The following is a 13,869-nucleotide window of genomic DNA, read 5'->3' as shown; positions in this document are numbered from 1 at the left end:
GCCCATGCGCACGGCCGTCACAGCCGACCCCTCCCGGCCCGAGCCCCGGCCGCTGAGCCCGATCCTCCTGGAGACCCGGGTGATCGCCGTGCTGCGCGCGGCGGACACCCGGTATCTGCGTCCGGCCGCCGAGGTCCTGGCCGAGGAGGGCATCCGCAGCCTGGAAGTGACGCTCACCACCGCCGGCGGTGTGGCCGCGATCGCCGAACTCGCCGAGGCCCTCGGCCCGGACGTCGAGGTCGGCGCGGGCACCGTACTGTCCGTCTTCGATCTCGACGCCGTGATCGAGGCGGGCGCCCGGTACATCGTCACCCCGCACACCGATCCCGAGCTGATCCGCGCGGCCGTGGCGCGCGGCGTGCCGATCGTGCCGGGCGGGCTCACGCCGACCGAGCTGCGCACCGGCTGGGCCTCGGGGGCGAGCGCGGTGAAGCTGTTCCCGGCCTCGGCGGTCCGCCCGGCCTATGTGAAGGATCTGCACGGGCCGTTCCCGGCGATGCCGGTGATCCCGTCCGGCGGTGTGGACCGTGCCTCCTGCGGCGACTGGATCCGCGTCGGCTGCCCCGCCGTCTCCATGGGCGGCCCGCTACTGGGCGACGCGCTCAAGGGCGGCGACCTCGGCGAGCTGCGCGAGCGTGCCCGCAGTGTGGTGCGGAGCGTGTCCGAGGCGGCACGGGAGGTCTCCGGTGGCTGAGCGGGACATCGCGGCGGCTGTGCGCGAGGTCGCGGTGGCGAGCGACTCGGTGGTGAAGGAAGCGATGGTGAGGGAAGTGGCGCCGCGGGTCGTCACCCTCGGCGAGACGATGGCGCTGCTCTCCCCGGACCGGGTGGGCGCCCTCGCCCATGTGCCCGGCATGTCGCTCTCGGTGGGCGGCGCGGAGAGCAACGTGGCGATCGGGCTGCGACGGCTCGGCGTGGCGGCCACCTGGATCGGGCGGGTCGGCGACGACCCGTTCGGACGGTCCGTCATACGCGCGCTGCGGGCCGAGGACCTCGACGTACGCGCCACGGTGGACGACTCGGCACCGACCGGGCTGATGGTCAAGGAGCGGCGCACCTCGCGGACCGCGGGCGTCTGGTACTACCGGGCGGGAAGCGCGGGCTCCCGCCTCTCCCCCGCCGACGTGACCGCGAACGCCCTCGACGGTGCCACCCTGCTGCATGTCACCGGCATCACCCCGGCGCTCTCCGCGACCGCCGCGGACGCGGTGCGCACGGCCGTGCGGGCGGCGCGCGAGCGGGGGATGACGGTCTCCTTCGACGTCAATCTCCGTACGAAGCTGTGGAGTCCGGCCGAGGCGGCGAAGGGCCTCGCCGACCTGGTGCGGGCCGCCGACGTGGTCTTCGCGGGCACCGAGGAGGCCGAACTCTTCGTCGGCGCGCACGACGACCCGCTGGACACGGCCGCCGCGCTGTGCGCCCTCGGCCCGTCGCAGGCCGTGGTCAAGCTGGGTTCCGACGGCTGCGCGGCGGTCGCCGACGGAGAACGTCTCGCCCTGCCCGCGATCCGGGTGGACGCCGTGGACACGGTCGGCGCGGGCGACGCGTTCGTCGCCGGCTATCTGGCCGAACTCCTCGCCGCGAAGCCGCTGAAGGAGCGACTGCGTACGGCCATCGCGACCGGCGCGTTCGCCTGCACGGTCCCTGGCGACTGGGAGGGCCTGCCGACCCGCGAGGAGCTGTCGCTGTTGACGGTCACGGAGAACGTGGCGCGCTGAGCGGGGAGCGTCGAGCCGGGGGCGAGGAGCGGGGCGCGCAGGACGAACGCGGCGCCCCGAGCGCGGCCCCTCCGAAGGCCTTGATGATCTCCCCCTGGAAGGGCGGAGGCGGCGGTCTCGCGCCGGCCCTGCCGCCACGACCGAGCGGCCCGGCCGGCGGTCATCGCTTCACATCGTGTGAGGCGACCTCTCGGCCTTGACGAGTGCGGCGGCCCTCGCGGCCCGCTCGATCTTCGCGCGGTGGGCCGCGCGGGCCTCCTCGTCGATCCGCGTCTCCTGCTCGGGCCGCAGCCCGGTCCGGCCGTCGAGGCCCTCGCGCAGGATGTCGGCGTGCCCGGCATGCCGCATGGACTCGCCGAGGACATGGATCATGACGGCGAACAAGTTGGTGCGAGAAAACGGCTCCGGCCACCACGGCACATGGCCGGGGGCGTCGAGGGGAAGCTCGTCGATCGTGGCATCCGCGTGTTCCCACGTGCGCCGGTAGAACCCGACGATCTGCTCGCGAGTCTCGTCCTCGGCCGCCCACTGATCGCTCCCGTCGGAGTCCTGCCACCGGGGCAGCGGCTGCGGGGAAGGGCGGCCGAAGACCTCGCCGAAGTACCTGGCCTCGACGGTGGCCACATGCTTGACCAGGCCCAGGAGGTTGGTCCCGGTCGCCGTCAAAGGCCGGCGTGCGTCGTATTCGGACAAGCCGTCGAGTTTCCAGAGCAGCGCCTCACGGTCCCGCCGCAGTCTCCCGTGCAGGTTGTCCTTCGCGAATTCATCGATCATGCGGCAGGAGCCTGCCATGGGTTGCTCAGTGCCTCAAGATCCCCTGCATGGCCCGCGACGACCGACAGCACCGAGGTCCGGCCATCGTCTCCGTCGCAAACGGTGAAGATCGCGAAGTCGCGGCGGCATTCCCGTCGTTGGCCGACGAGCGACTCCAAGGCCCCCACGTGGCGGTGTTCGTACGCGCGGTTCCCGGCGCCCCCTCGTGACGGTGGACGGGCCGGCGCACGCCCATGCGGGCGGGGCGTCGCCGTATACCCCGGGTCCGGCCCCGGCCGGCCGGGCGGAAGCGACGCCGGGGACGGACGGGGGCGGCGACACCCCGCGCCATCAGGGGGCCGTCCCGGAACGGCTCGCCGGGGCGGGGCGGTGTCAGCGCCCGGTCCGTCTTCCCGGCCGCGCTCCTCCTCCACCCCTCCGGCTCTGCCCACGGGCGCGGGGTGAGGGCGAGCGGGCGGCCCCGTCGCCTCTTCGGTCGCGGCCCCGCGAGGCCCGGGTCCTCCGCGGCCCAGGATGGCTCGATTCGAACCTTGCCCGTCCACGACAAAGCCCCCACATTAGGCGCAGTTCACACACATCCTGCGCACAAGTCACAGTGATGGGGGAGTCGACGGCGGTGGCGTTCCAGCGCGCGAGAACCACGGTGGCGGGCGGCGCGGAGGGTGGTGCGGGACTGCACCCCGGCACTCCCCCGGAATCCAGGGAGCACACGGGCGCCGAGGCGGCTGAGAGCAAACCTCGTTATCTGGTCCTGGGGCCGCTGGAGTTGCGGCTCGAAGGACGTCCCTGCACACCCACGGCGCTCAAGTCCCGTGCGTTACTGGCCCTGTTGTTACTGCGGGCCAACCAACAGTCCTCCACCGACGTACTGATCGAGGACCTGTGGAACGGCCGGCCGCCCCGTTCGGCGCTGGCGGCGCTCCAGATGTACGTGTCGGGCCTGCGCCGGATCCTGGACCCCGGCCACAGCCGCGACGGACTGGATGCCCGCCACCACCCGCTGCTGCCGACGGTGGGATCGGGTTATCTGCTGCGCGTGGGGCCCGGGGAACTCGATCTGGACGAGTTCCGCGAGCAGGCGGCCCTGGGCCGCAGCCGGCTCGCCGCCGGTGACTGTCAGGCCGCCGACCACGCCTTCCGGCGCGCTCTGACGCTCTCGCGCGGCACACCCCTGGGCGATCTCACCCACGCGGACCTGCCCGGCTTCTACGGCGACCGGCTCGCCGAGGAGCAACTGGCGGTGATACAGGACCGGATCGGCGCGGACATCTGCCGGGGCCGCGCCCGGGAGGTCACCGGCGAGCTCCGGGAGCTGTGCGCCCGCTATCCCTTGCGGGAGACCTTCCATGAGCAGTTGATGCTCGCGCTGACCGCCACCGGCCGCCAGACCGAGGCCCTGGAGGTCTACGCCGAGGCCCGGCGGACGGTGGTGGCGGCCGGTGGCATCGAGCCGGGATCCGCCCTCAAGGCGGCGCAGCAGGCGGTGTTGCGGGTACGGCCGCCGCTCAACGCCGGGCACGAGTACTGCCGTTCGATGCTGAACGCCGAGCGGGAACGCCTCTTGCCCCGTTGACGTACGCCATTCCGCCCCTCAGCGCAGCCGCCAGTCCAGACGGCGCCCGTAGTAGACCAGGGGCTGACCCTCGCCCGGCGCACAGGAGGACACCTCGCCCACCAGTGCGGTGTGATCGCCGTGGGGGAAGGCCGCGCCGACCCGGCAGCGCAGATACCCCGACACGCCGAGCAGGCGCGGCACATCGCCTTCCCACTCCCACAGGACGTCCGCGAACTTGTCGTCCGCGCCGCCCGCGAACACCCGGGCGAGCGCCTCGTCGTCCGCACCCAGCAGGTGCACCCCGAAGCCCATGCCCGGCCGGGCGCTCAGCTCCCGGCCGGTCCGGGAGCCGTCGGCGACGGCCATCAGGACGGACGGCGGCCGCACGCTGTAGGAGCACAGCGAGGACACCAGCATGCCGATGGGGCGGCCGTCCGAACGTCGCGCGGTCGCCACCGCCACTCCGGTCACCAGCCGGGCCATGGCCTCGGTGAACCGCTCGACGAGCACGCCCGGTTCGGCCGGCACGCCGGACGGGCACCCGCCGCCCATGACGGACCGGACACCCGTCACGGGCGCACCGGTCGGCACAGGCGCACCGGTCGGCACAGGCGCTCCGGCCGACGGCCGCCCGCCGGCCGGAGCGGGACCCTCCGCCACCCTACGCACGGGCCCGCCCGGCGGCCCGCAGGCAACTGTCCAGGTGGCTTTGGGCGTCGGGGTCACCGGTGGCGGCCAGGGCCACCTCGAAGTCCGCCGCGGCCTCGCCGTAGCGGCCGGCCGCCTCGTGGACCACACCGCGGTTGAACCGGAAGTCCGCGCGGTCCGCGAGCTCCACGGCCCGGTCGAAGTCGGCCACGGAGAGGTCCAAGTCACCGTCCAAGTAGGCTAGTTCGGCGCGCACTGCCCACGCCTCGGCGAGTTCCGGATCGTTGCGCAGCGCGGCCTCCAGCGCCTCCCGGGCCGCGGAGACGTCTCCCTCCTCCGCCAGCAACCGCCCGCGCAGCGACAGCAGATACGGGTGCTGCGGGTGCTGCGCGAGCCCCCCGGTGACGCTCTCCAGCGCCGCCGCGGTGTCGCCGAGGTCGGCCAGGATGCCGGCCCGTCCGAGCGACGCCTCCGGATGGCCGGGGTCGAGTTCCAGCGCGCGATCGAAGTCCGCCAGCGCCCCCTTGGCGTCCCCCAACTCCAGCCGCGCGTCACCCCGGTTGTAGAACGCCTCGGGGAACGGCGGCTCCAGGCTCAGCGTCCTGGTGAACTCGTCGACCGCCTCCTGGGCGCGGCCCAGCTTGCGCAGGATGACGCCCCGGTTGAAGTAGTGGTCGGAGAAGCCCTCGTCGGCCGCCAGGATCTCGGCGTAGTCCTCGAGCGCTTCCGTCAGCCGCCCGCTCATCGTGTTCACCTGGGCCCGGTTGTAGCGCAGACCGGTCCGGTGCCAGCTGCGCTTGCCGAGGCCCAGCTCCCGGTCCAGCCGCTCGATCCCCTCGTCCAGCAGCCGCAGCGCCTCGTCCGGCCGCCCCGCCCGGACCTCGACCAGCGCCAGGCCGTTGCGGTTGAACACCGAGAAGAAGGCCCGCTCGTCGGGGTCCGGCAGCAGGTCGGAGATGCTGATGGCCTGGTTGACCCAGGCACGCGCCAGGCTCTCGTCACGCCGCTCCGGCGGGTAGTGGCGGGCGTAGAGCATCCCGGTCTCATAGGCAAGCTTCATGTGGTGGGTCGCGCTCAGGGTGCGGGTACGGGCCTCGTGCTGGAGGGCCGCCGACTCGTCCGGCCGGCCGCCCGCCGCCAGGCAGGCGCTGGCCTCGCGGATGAAGTACCACCAGGTGTCGGGGTGTTCCTCGGCGGTGAGCAGGGCCCTCGCGGCCTCGCTGATCTCGGCCGAGATGTGGTAGAAGCCCAGGTACTTGCAGTGGTCCAGGGCCCGGCGCGCCGCCGCCACCCCGGCGCCGACGGGGTCCGTGCCCCGCAGCAGGTGGTACGGCAGCGCTCCCAGGCGCAGCGAGGTCTCACCCGCCTCGACCCGCTCGGTCAGTTCCCCGGCCCTGCGCTCGTGCAGGGCGGCCCGCTCGGAGGGCGTGAGCGCCGCGTAGGCGGCGGCCGGGCCCGGTTCGTCGCCCACACAGTCGCCGTCCACGTACGCGCGGGCCGCGCGACGTATCTCCGCGGGGTCCTCGGCCACGGCCGACGGGGCGCCGTCCCGCTCCGGCTCCGCCCCTGCCTCCGCCCCCGCCCCCGTCTCCGCCGGTCCGGTGACGGAGGTCGCGTACGTCGCCAGCGCGTCCGGCAGCGAGACCGACACCTCGCCCGGCTGCTCCCGCAGCGGCTCCGGGCCCGAGCAGACCACGATCGTCAGCAGCTGCGCCGGTATCCGGCGCAGCGCCACCGCCAGGAACTCCTGGTCGGTGACGTCGGCGTGCTCGACGTTCGTCACGACCAGGGTGCGGGGCACGCCCTTCGCATCGGGCAGCGCCGCGAGCAGGAACTCCACGAGCCCGTGCGCCACCCGCAGCGAGTGCAGTCGCGCCGGGTACCGGCTGATCTCGCCGGCCGAGGACTGCTCCTGAATCCCCCGGACCAGAGGCGGCACCAGCGGGGTCAACTCGTGGGTGCTCTGCTGGAGTTCGATGTAGTGCCGGTCCGCGAGCTCGGGCCTGGCCCTCAGGATCTCCGGCGCGATCTCGCGCAGCAGCGTCCCGGCGGCCGTGTACGGACCGCGCAGCCGGCGGTGCGCGTCCGCGGTGAGCGACGGACCGGGCAGACCGAGGGCGTCCCGCAGCTGCTCCCGTCGGCGGGAGTGTGGGGCGGAGATCCAGTAGTGACCGCTCACGTTTCTTCCTTTCACTGAGGGCCTTCGGGGGTGGGGACGGCTGCGGCCCCCGCCGGTGCGGGCGAGGAGGCGCGCGGCGGGCGCCGGCGTCAGGCGATGACGTGCCGGGTCCGCTCGCGGCGCCCGCGGAGCCGGTCGCGGGCGGCGAGCCAGAGGGCGATGCCGATCTGGAGGAAGGTCAGCAGCAGGAAGACCGTGCCGTCGACGAGCATGACCCCGTTCGGCCGGTCGGCCGTGAAGCGGCCGAGGACGGCGCCGATCATGTCGAAGAAGACCGGCCCCAGGCCGAGCAGGAAGGTGCTCAGGCTGAGCGTGTAGCCGACCGGGATGAGCCAGGAGTACCAGCGCGCCGCCCGCCGGTCCGCCGGATGCCACTCGGACTCGTCCAGCAGCCGGTCCGGGCGCCCCAGCAGCCGGTTGCACCGGTTACGGATCATCCGGGTGGCCGTGGTGTGCAGGTCCACGCAGCCGAGGGCCGTGCTGATCAGCACGTAGATGTCGGTGCGCAGGTAGAAGAAGAACTGCCACAGCACACGGATCACCGCGGCGAAGGCCACCGCCAGGCAGACCCGTCCGGCCAGGCCGACGCCGTCGGGCCCCCGGGTGAAGTCCGCGACGATGATCAGCACACCGACCAGGACCACATCGACGATCATTCCGGCCAGGATCGGCAGATAGCGTTTTCGGCGCTCCACCACGACCAGGCCGTCCAGGGAGGTCTCGACCACCAGGAAGTAGAAGCGGTACGACATCCGGGTGCGCGACCCGATGCCGAGGCGGCGGCCGGCCAGCGCGTGGTAGATCTCGTGGATCGCGATGAGCGGTGCGGCGGCGACCGTCATCACCACCATGATCAGTGAGTAGTAGTCGCTGAACACCATGGCCCGGGGGCTGGGCAGCAGGTCGGGGCTGCGCACCATCAGCACCGTCGCCCAGGCCACCACCGCGCCGTAACAGAGCCACGCGACCGGTGAGAACAGTGCCTGCCCGAGCCGTTGCCAGCGCACCGGCCGTAGGGTCTGCGGGGCGGGGCCGGGCTCGGACCTCACGAAGTCCAGTTCGTACAGCGCCTCGACGATGTCGGCGACGTCGATGGGTTCGCCGTACTCGGCCGCGTACCAGTCGGCGGCCTGCCGCGGGGTCGCGCCCTCCTGGAGGCGGCGCACCAGTGCGGCACCGTCCGGCGGGAGGATGGCGAAGGACTCGATGTCCGGTCGGCCGATCGTGACCTCGCCGTTCTCCTCCAGATACACGAGACGGTGAAGCGTCAGCGGGCTGTCGAGGTCGCACGCCGCGGCGGCGTCCGAGATCTGCGAGGCGTCCGAGGCGTCCGAGGCGTCCGGCCGCACGGTACCGTCGCGAAGTTCCTGATCCGCCATCGCGGCTCCTTCATCTGCATGGTCCGGTACCGCGCACGACGCCCGTGCACGCCCGGGTTCCGGTGGCGGACAACCGCCCACCACCGGAACCCGGAACGGCACTTCAGGTGCGCTGTACTCAGTTGGCGGCCGGGTACGTCGAACAGGCCGAAGAGGTCAGACGAACCGGGCCGGCCTTGCGGATCTGGATCTTCTTCATGACAGAACCCCTCTCTGGTGGCTGGTGACACATGGCCTGTTGGCCATCGGTCATCCTTCCGAGCCGGGCCAAAGCCGTCCCAGATCCCCGCCAAAGGCTCACGAGCCATGTGCTCCCGCCGTGGCCGTGCTGTCCGGGAGGGGCCGGCCGCCGCCGGAACGCTCCGGTTGCTCCGCCGTCGGCTGCCGCCGCCATCGACCGTGTTCTCGGCGGAGCCGAGCAGACGGCCGGCCGTTCGGACCGGCTCGCGCGGCCGCGCGATCACCACACCCCCGGAAAACACGAAAGGCCGCCTTCTCGTCATCGAGAAAGGCGGCCTCCACAGCGTTCCCGTGGTTGAGGGCTACGCAGCTACGCAGCTCGGCGCGCAGCCGGCCTGGTCCGGAAGAGTGAGCCGTGGGCGCTTGAGGGTTCAGTTCGCGGCTTGCTCGATCCCCAGGACGTCGTACAGGTCGTTGCCGGCCCCCCAACGGGCGAGGCGCTCGCGGTCGACCAGGTGGAGCCCGTGCCTCTCCGCGAAGGCGATGGCAGGTGCGGTGAAACCGTTCAGGCCGACCATGACCGGGACGGCTGCCCTGTGCTCCGGCCGGGCGGTGCCATTGAAGGTCTGCACCTCCCGGGAGCCGACCGGCTTCGCGTACCTCTTGCACTGCACCACGACCCGTCGCCCGACGGTGTCGCGAGCCATCACGTCCGCCCCGAGGTCACCAGCGCCGCCCACGCGCACCGCATCGGTGAAGCCATCCCGCTCGAGAAGCTCGCGGCACATCTCCTCGAACCGCATGGGTGACGATCCGTCGAACACCTCAAGGGTGTAACCGACCGGCCGAAACGCGTACGACGCGGCCGGCTCGGACGGCGGCACAGGGCGCAACGGCCGGTTCGCCCATTCGGCGAGCCAGCCGGTGATCGCGTCGGTGGCCGAGGTACGGGCGAGGACGACGCGAGTGGTGATTCCGGTGCGGCCCAAGGCCCACAACGGAGAAACGAAGCGGCGTAGCGGGCGGCCGAAGCCCGTGCGGACCAGCACCCAGCGCAAGGCGAATATCAGCAGACCGGCACAGACCAACGTGACCACGGCAGCAAGCGGATTCGCCCAAGCCCAGGTCACCCCCTGCCACACAGCTGTGGCCGTGGCGAGTACGGCGATAGCCAGGACGACTCCGAACCGGTCGCGGTCCGGCTCCGTGGTGTCGTTGCCCTGCGGCGTCATTCCGCTCTCCAGTTCCTGATCGTGCGCCCTGAACGCGGCTGGGAGACGAACCGCGTGCTCTCGCTCTCGCAGCGGGGGGCGGGGACGTCTTCTTCGGTTCCCTGTGCTCCGGCTGTCAGGTTCCACTGAGCGCGATCTCGATGAGCTCGCGCGCGGCACCGCCGTAGAGCGCGGACGGTTGGAGGCGGTCGAATGCCTTACGGAAGAGAGAAAGGCGGTCGGGGTCGGTGATGGTCTCGCCTCCCCGGAAGCCTTCGACTTCCACTCTGCGGTCGTCGAAGATCGAGAACCCGTCGCCCGGGTAGACCCGCAGCCGGGCCCTGGCCGGAATGATCCCGAGGGTGAGGCCGGGCAGAGAGAGCGCCTCGGCCAGCCTGTGCAGCTGAGCACGCATCACTTCGGGGCCGCCGATGTTCGTCAGCAGGGCCTGGTACCCGAGCAGGACGTGGTAAGTGCGGCCCTCCTGCCCGATGAACTGGGCTCGGGCTGTCCGGGCCGCCGCTCCGGCCTGGACATCGTCCGGAATTCCGTGGAAGTCGACGACCAGGCGCAGCATGGCTTCGGCGTACTGGGGTGTCTGCAAGTTGCCCCACACGATGTCCGGCGAGTAGCCGACGTAGTGCCGAGTCTTCCTGGCAAGGTCCAAGAAGGACTCCTGCACTGGGCCGGTTCCTTGTCGGAGAAGGTCGTCCCAGTCGCCGTCGGCCGAACTCGGTGCTGTCGCCATGTACGAGATTGTTCCAGCGGACGGTGACGGCTGTCCTGGAGTTGGTCGCTCTCGAGGAGCAGGACCCGAAGGTCCTCGTGGCCGATGTCGTCGTCGACCGCCTCCTCGGCGGCCAGGCTCAGCCGATCCGCCCGTTCAAGACGGCCCGCCGGCCTCCGGTCAACGGGCTGGCGCGGCACGCCGGCAGCATCGCCGCCCGGCCGACACGAAGGCCGCGAGCGCGGGAAACCCGAGTGCTCCGTCCATCGAGATGGTTCGGTCACGGCTTCGTCGCGACGCGCTCAAGGCGCCGTGTCCGGCGGTCCGAGACAACAGGCGGGGAAGAGAAGAGCAGGGTGGACGGCCGGACCGCGAGGAGCCCTCACCCGGGTGAAGTCGCTGTGCCGGGTGCCGGAGTCGGCCCGTCGGAGCCGGAGGAACGGGTACCGGTGCTTCCGGGCGGTGAGAAGCGCCGCAGGTCTGTACGTGCCCGCCGGTCCTCCCGCCCCGGCAGGAGTAGTCCGCCCGTCCGCGTACGTCCGACTGTGAAGGTGGTCCCCCCCATGGGTGAGAAGCCGTTGAAGGCCGCGGCCGACAAGATCGCGACCGCGCTGCGTGGCCGGGAGGGCCCCGACGGGGGTGTGCCGGGCAAGCCGGCCGTCCGCTCGCCCGCGGTCGCGGAGCCGGTCGAGCCGGAGGGCCCGCTGCCGCCGAAGGCCGACCAGTCCGGCCCGGAGCCGGTGTCGCCGACCGGGGCGCGGACGGACGGCGGCCAGGAGGCGGTGGCCCAGCAGGGCGCGTATCTGACCACGGCGCAGGGTGTACGGCTCCCCGACACCGATCATTCGCTCAAGGCCGGCCCGCGGGGGCCGGTGCTGCTCCAGGATCATCATCTGCGGGAGAAGGTGATGCACTTCGACCACGAGCGGATCCCGGAGCGGGTGGTGCACGCCCGTGGCTCGGCCGCGCATGGTGTCTTCCAGAGCTACGGCACCGCCGCCCGCCTCACCAAGGCGGCGTTCCTGGCCGGGGAGGTGGAGACGCCCGTCTTCGTGCGGTTCTCCACAGTGCTCGGCTCGCGGGGATCGGCGGACACCGTACGGGACACCCGCGGGTTCGCCACGAAGTTCTACACCGAGCAGGGTGTGTTCGATCTGGTCGGCAACAACATGCCCGTGTTCTTCATCCAGGACGCGATCAAGTTCCCCGACATCATCCACGCCGGCAAGCCCCACCCGGACCGGGAGATCCCGCAGGCCCAGAGCGCCCACGACACCTTCTGGGACTTCGTCACCCTGCACACCGAGGCCACCCACCACACTCTGTGGAACATGTCCGACCGCGGCATCCCCCGCTCCTTTCGCATGATGGAGGGCTTCGGTGTCCACACCTTCCGTCTGATCGACGCCGAGGGTGCGACGACGCTGGTGAAGTTCCACTGGAAGCCGCTGCTCGGGGTCCATTCCCTGGTGTGGGAGGAGGCACAGCTCATCGGGGGTGTCGATCCTGACTTTCACCGGCGCGATCTCGCCGACGCGATCGAGGCGGGCGCCTTCCCGCAGTGGGAGCTGGGGATCCAGGCCTTCCCCGACACCCCGGAGCAGACCTTCGAGGGCATCGATCTCCTGGACCCCACGAAGTTCGTCCCGGAGGAACTCGCGCCCGTGCGGCCCGTCGGACTGCTGACGCTCACGGCCAATCCGTCGAATTTCTTCGCCGAGACGGAACAGGTCGCCTTCCACGTGGGGCATCTCGTCCCCGGCATCGACATCACCGACGATCCCCTCCTGGCCGGGCGGCTCTTCTCGTATCTGGACACTCAGATCACCCGGCTGGGCGGACCGAACTTCGCGCAGCTGCCGGTCAACCGACCCCACGCCCCCGTCAACGACATGCTCCGCGACGGCGCGCACCAGAGCGCCGTGCACCGCGGGGTGGCCCCCTACCGGCCGAACTCTCTCGACGGCGGCTGCCCCTTCCCCGCCACGGCCGGCACCGGCGCCTTCATCGAGTCCCCCCATGAGCTCCCGCCGTCCCGCAAGGTCCGCGAAGCCCCCGCCTCCTTCGCCGATCACTTCAGCCAGCCCCGGCTGTTCTGGCACAGCATGACCCCGGTGGAGCGCGAGCACATCATCGCCGCCTACACCTTCGAACTCGGCAAGTGCTACGAGCAGGCCATCAAGGAACGCGCCCTGGGCGTCCTGGCCGACATCGACCCCGTCCTGTGCCGGGAGGTCGCCGACGGGCTCGGGCTACCCGCCCCCGCGCCCACCGTCCCGCCCGGCGAGGCACCCGCGCCGAGCCCGGCTCTCTCCCAGATCGGCGGGGAGTGGCCGCCGGACGGCCGGATCATCGGCATCGTCACCGGCCCCGAGACGGGTCTCGCCGCCGTACGGGAAGTGCGCCGGAGCATCCTCGACGCGGGCCTGACGCCGCTGGTGATCGCGCCCCGCGGCGGAACCCTCGGCCCGGACGACAGTCCCCTCACCGTCCAGCGCACCTTCGCCACCGCCCGCTCCACCGAGTTCGACGCCCTCCTGCTGGCCGGGGCCCCCGCCCCGGCGGCCGACGGTCACGGCGCCCGCGACGCCAAGGCGGGGATCGCGCCGGACCCGGCCGTCGACCCACGGGTGACCCTGCTGGTCGCCGAGGCGTTCCGGCACGGCAAGCCCCTCGGCGGCTGGGGCGGGGCGGCCACGGTCCTGAAGGCTGCCCGGGTACCGGGCGACGCACCGGGCGTCCTCACCGGCGACGACCCCACCGCCATCCTCGAACAGACCCTGGAACTGCTCCGTCGGCACCGCGTCTGGGGCCGCTTCCCGGCCACCGTCCGATAAAGAATCAAGCGCCGAGCGGCGCGGTGGGGACCGGTCGGACGGCCGGACCTCCGCCTGATGCCGCTCAGGGGCATGGCCGGCCTCAGCTCCCGGCTACCGAGCCCTTCCGCTGCCGCCGGGCCGGCGGCAGCGCAAGGGATGGGGCACGTGCGCGTCAGCGGCCGCCCGACTTTCGCTTGGCGTCCGCCGCCGCCTCCTCGGCCTTGCCCGCCAGCTTCTCCACATGGCCGCGGACCTCTGTCCCCGTGTCGCCGGAGGCCTTGCCCACGGTTTCCTTCATCGCGCCCTTGGCCTGCTTCGCCTTGCCCTTGGCCTTGCCCATGTCCGGATCTCCCTGCTGTCGTGTGACGCCCGCGCGGACGCGGGCCTTCCGGAACCCACCCTGGGGCCCGGCACCAGTGCGGGCAACCGCAGAACGACGCGCCCCCGACGCGCCGTGCGCCGCCGCTGGGTGATCGGCCGCCTTCGTAGCCCGGCCGGGTGACCGGCCGCCCGTCATCCGCACGTTTTCCCGTCCTTGCCTCGGGCAGCCGCACCAAGGAAGCCACCGACACCAGACGCACACTCCCTGGGGGACATGGCGGTGCCGCCGTCCCAGGTGGAGGCGGAGAGAGGGTGACCACCGGCACGGCCGACGCACGGCCGCCCGCCCGTTCGACGT

General features: G+C 72.2%; 11 protein-coding genes. 4 read left to right on the top strand and 7 right to left on the bottom strand.

Translation table 11 applies throughout. From position 1 onward, the window contains the following. Positions 1-4 precede the first annotated feature (4 nt). Both ACGFRB_RS22990 and ACGFRB_RS22985 read left to right on the top strand, forming a co-directional pair. On the top strand, positions 5-694 hold the full coding sequence (locus ACGFRB_RS22990; protein ID WP_393245436.1) for a bifunctional 4-hydroxy-2-oxoglutarate aldolase/2-dehydro-3-deoxy-phosphogluconate aldolase: 690 nt from the start codon (positions 5-7) through the stop codon (positions 692-694). After that, complete coding sequence (locus ACGFRB_RS22985) at positions 687-1,718, top strand: sugar kinase (protein ID WP_363004586.1); 1,032 nt, start codon at positions 687-689, stop codon at positions 1,716-1,718. The genes ACGFRB_RS22990 and ACGFRB_RS22985 overlap by 8 nt, the downstream gene beginning before the upstream one ends. A 168-nt stretch (positions 1,719-1,886) precedes the next feature. On the opposite strand, the gene ACGFRB_RS22980 is transcribed toward ACGFRB_RS22985, so the two are convergent. Then, positions 1,887-2,492 carry a DinB family protein gene (locus tag ACGFRB_RS22980; RefSeq protein ID WP_393245434.1) on the bottom strand — a complete coding sequence of 202 codons (606 nt, stop codon included), beginning with the start codon at positions 2,490-2,492 and terminating at the stop codon, positions 1,887-1,889. 598 nt (positions 2,493-3,090) lie between these two features. Between ACGFRB_RS22980 and ACGFRB_RS22975 the strand changes: the two genes are divergently transcribed. Next, positions 3,091-4,065, top strand: a complete 975-nt coding sequence (locus tag ACGFRB_RS22975) for a BTAD domain-containing putative transcriptional regulator (protein WP_393245432.1) — start codon at positions 3,091-3,093, stop codon at positions 4,063-4,065. An 18-nt stretch (positions 4,066-4,083) separates the two neighbouring features. Here ACGFRB_RS22975 and ACGFRB_RS22970 read toward each other — a convergent pair whose 3' ends face one another. The 5 genes from ACGFRB_RS22970 to ACGFRB_RS22950 all read right to left on the bottom strand — a co-directional run bounded on the left by ACGFRB_RS22970 (position 4,084) and on the right by ACGFRB_RS22950 (position 10,311). Beyond that, positions 4,084-4,575, bottom strand: a complete 492-nt coding sequence (locus ACGFRB_RS22970) for a flavin reductase family protein (RefSeq protein ID WP_393245430.1) — start codon at positions 4,573-4,575, stop codon at positions 4,084-4,086. Positions 4,576-4,708: 133 nt separating this feature from the next. Then, complete coding sequence (locus ACGFRB_RS22965; RefSeq protein ID WP_393245428.1) at positions 4,709-6,874, bottom strand: tetratricopeptide repeat protein; 2,166 nt, start codon at positions 6,872-6,874, stop codon at positions 4,709-4,711. Positions 6,875-6,963: 89 nt separating this feature from the next. Further along, positions 6,964-8,253 carry a hypothetical protein gene (locus tag ACGFRB_RS22960; protein WP_393245426.1) on the bottom strand — a complete coding sequence of 430 codons (1,290 nt, stop codon included), beginning with the start codon at positions 8,251-8,253 and terminating at the stop codon, positions 6,964-6,966. 611 nt (positions 8,254-8,864) lie between these two features. After that, the gene (locus tag ACGFRB_RS22955; protein WP_393245424.1) at positions 8,865-9,665 is read right to left on the bottom strand and encodes a restriction endonuclease; all 801 of its coding nucleotides are present in this window, start codon (positions 9,663-9,665) and stop codon (positions 8,865-8,867) included. A gap of 115 nt (positions 9,666-9,780) precedes the next feature. Continuing rightward, complete coding sequence (locus ACGFRB_RS22950) at positions 9,781-10,311, bottom strand: DUF5753 domain-containing protein (protein WP_393245422.1); 531 nt, start codon at positions 10,309-10,311, stop codon at positions 9,781-9,783. A gap of 623 nt (positions 10,312-10,934) precedes the next feature. Between ACGFRB_RS22950 and ACGFRB_RS22945 the strand changes: the two genes are divergently transcribed. Further along, on the top strand, positions 10,935-13,208 hold the full coding sequence (locus tag ACGFRB_RS22945) for a catalase (RefSeq protein WP_393245420.1): 2,274 nt from the start codon (positions 10,935-10,937) through the stop codon (positions 13,206-13,208). 154 nt (positions 13,209-13,362) lie between these two features. Here the strand turns inward: ACGFRB_RS22945 and ACGFRB_RS22940 are convergent, their stop codons facing one another. After that, on the bottom strand, positions 13,363-13,530 hold the full coding sequence (locus ACGFRB_RS22940; RefSeq protein WP_393245418.1) for a CsbD family protein: 168 nt from the start codon (positions 13,528-13,530) through the stop codon (positions 13,363-13,365). Between the last annotated feature and the right edge of the window lie 339 nt (positions 13,531-13,869).

This window comes from Streptomyces sp. NPDC048718 (assembly GCF_043198875.1).
In the GTDB taxonomy this organism is placed as follows: domain Bacteria; phylum Actinomycetota; class Actinomycetes; order Streptomycetales; family Streptomycetaceae; genus Streptomyces.
This window is presented reverse-complemented; position numbering and strand designations above follow the sequence as displayed.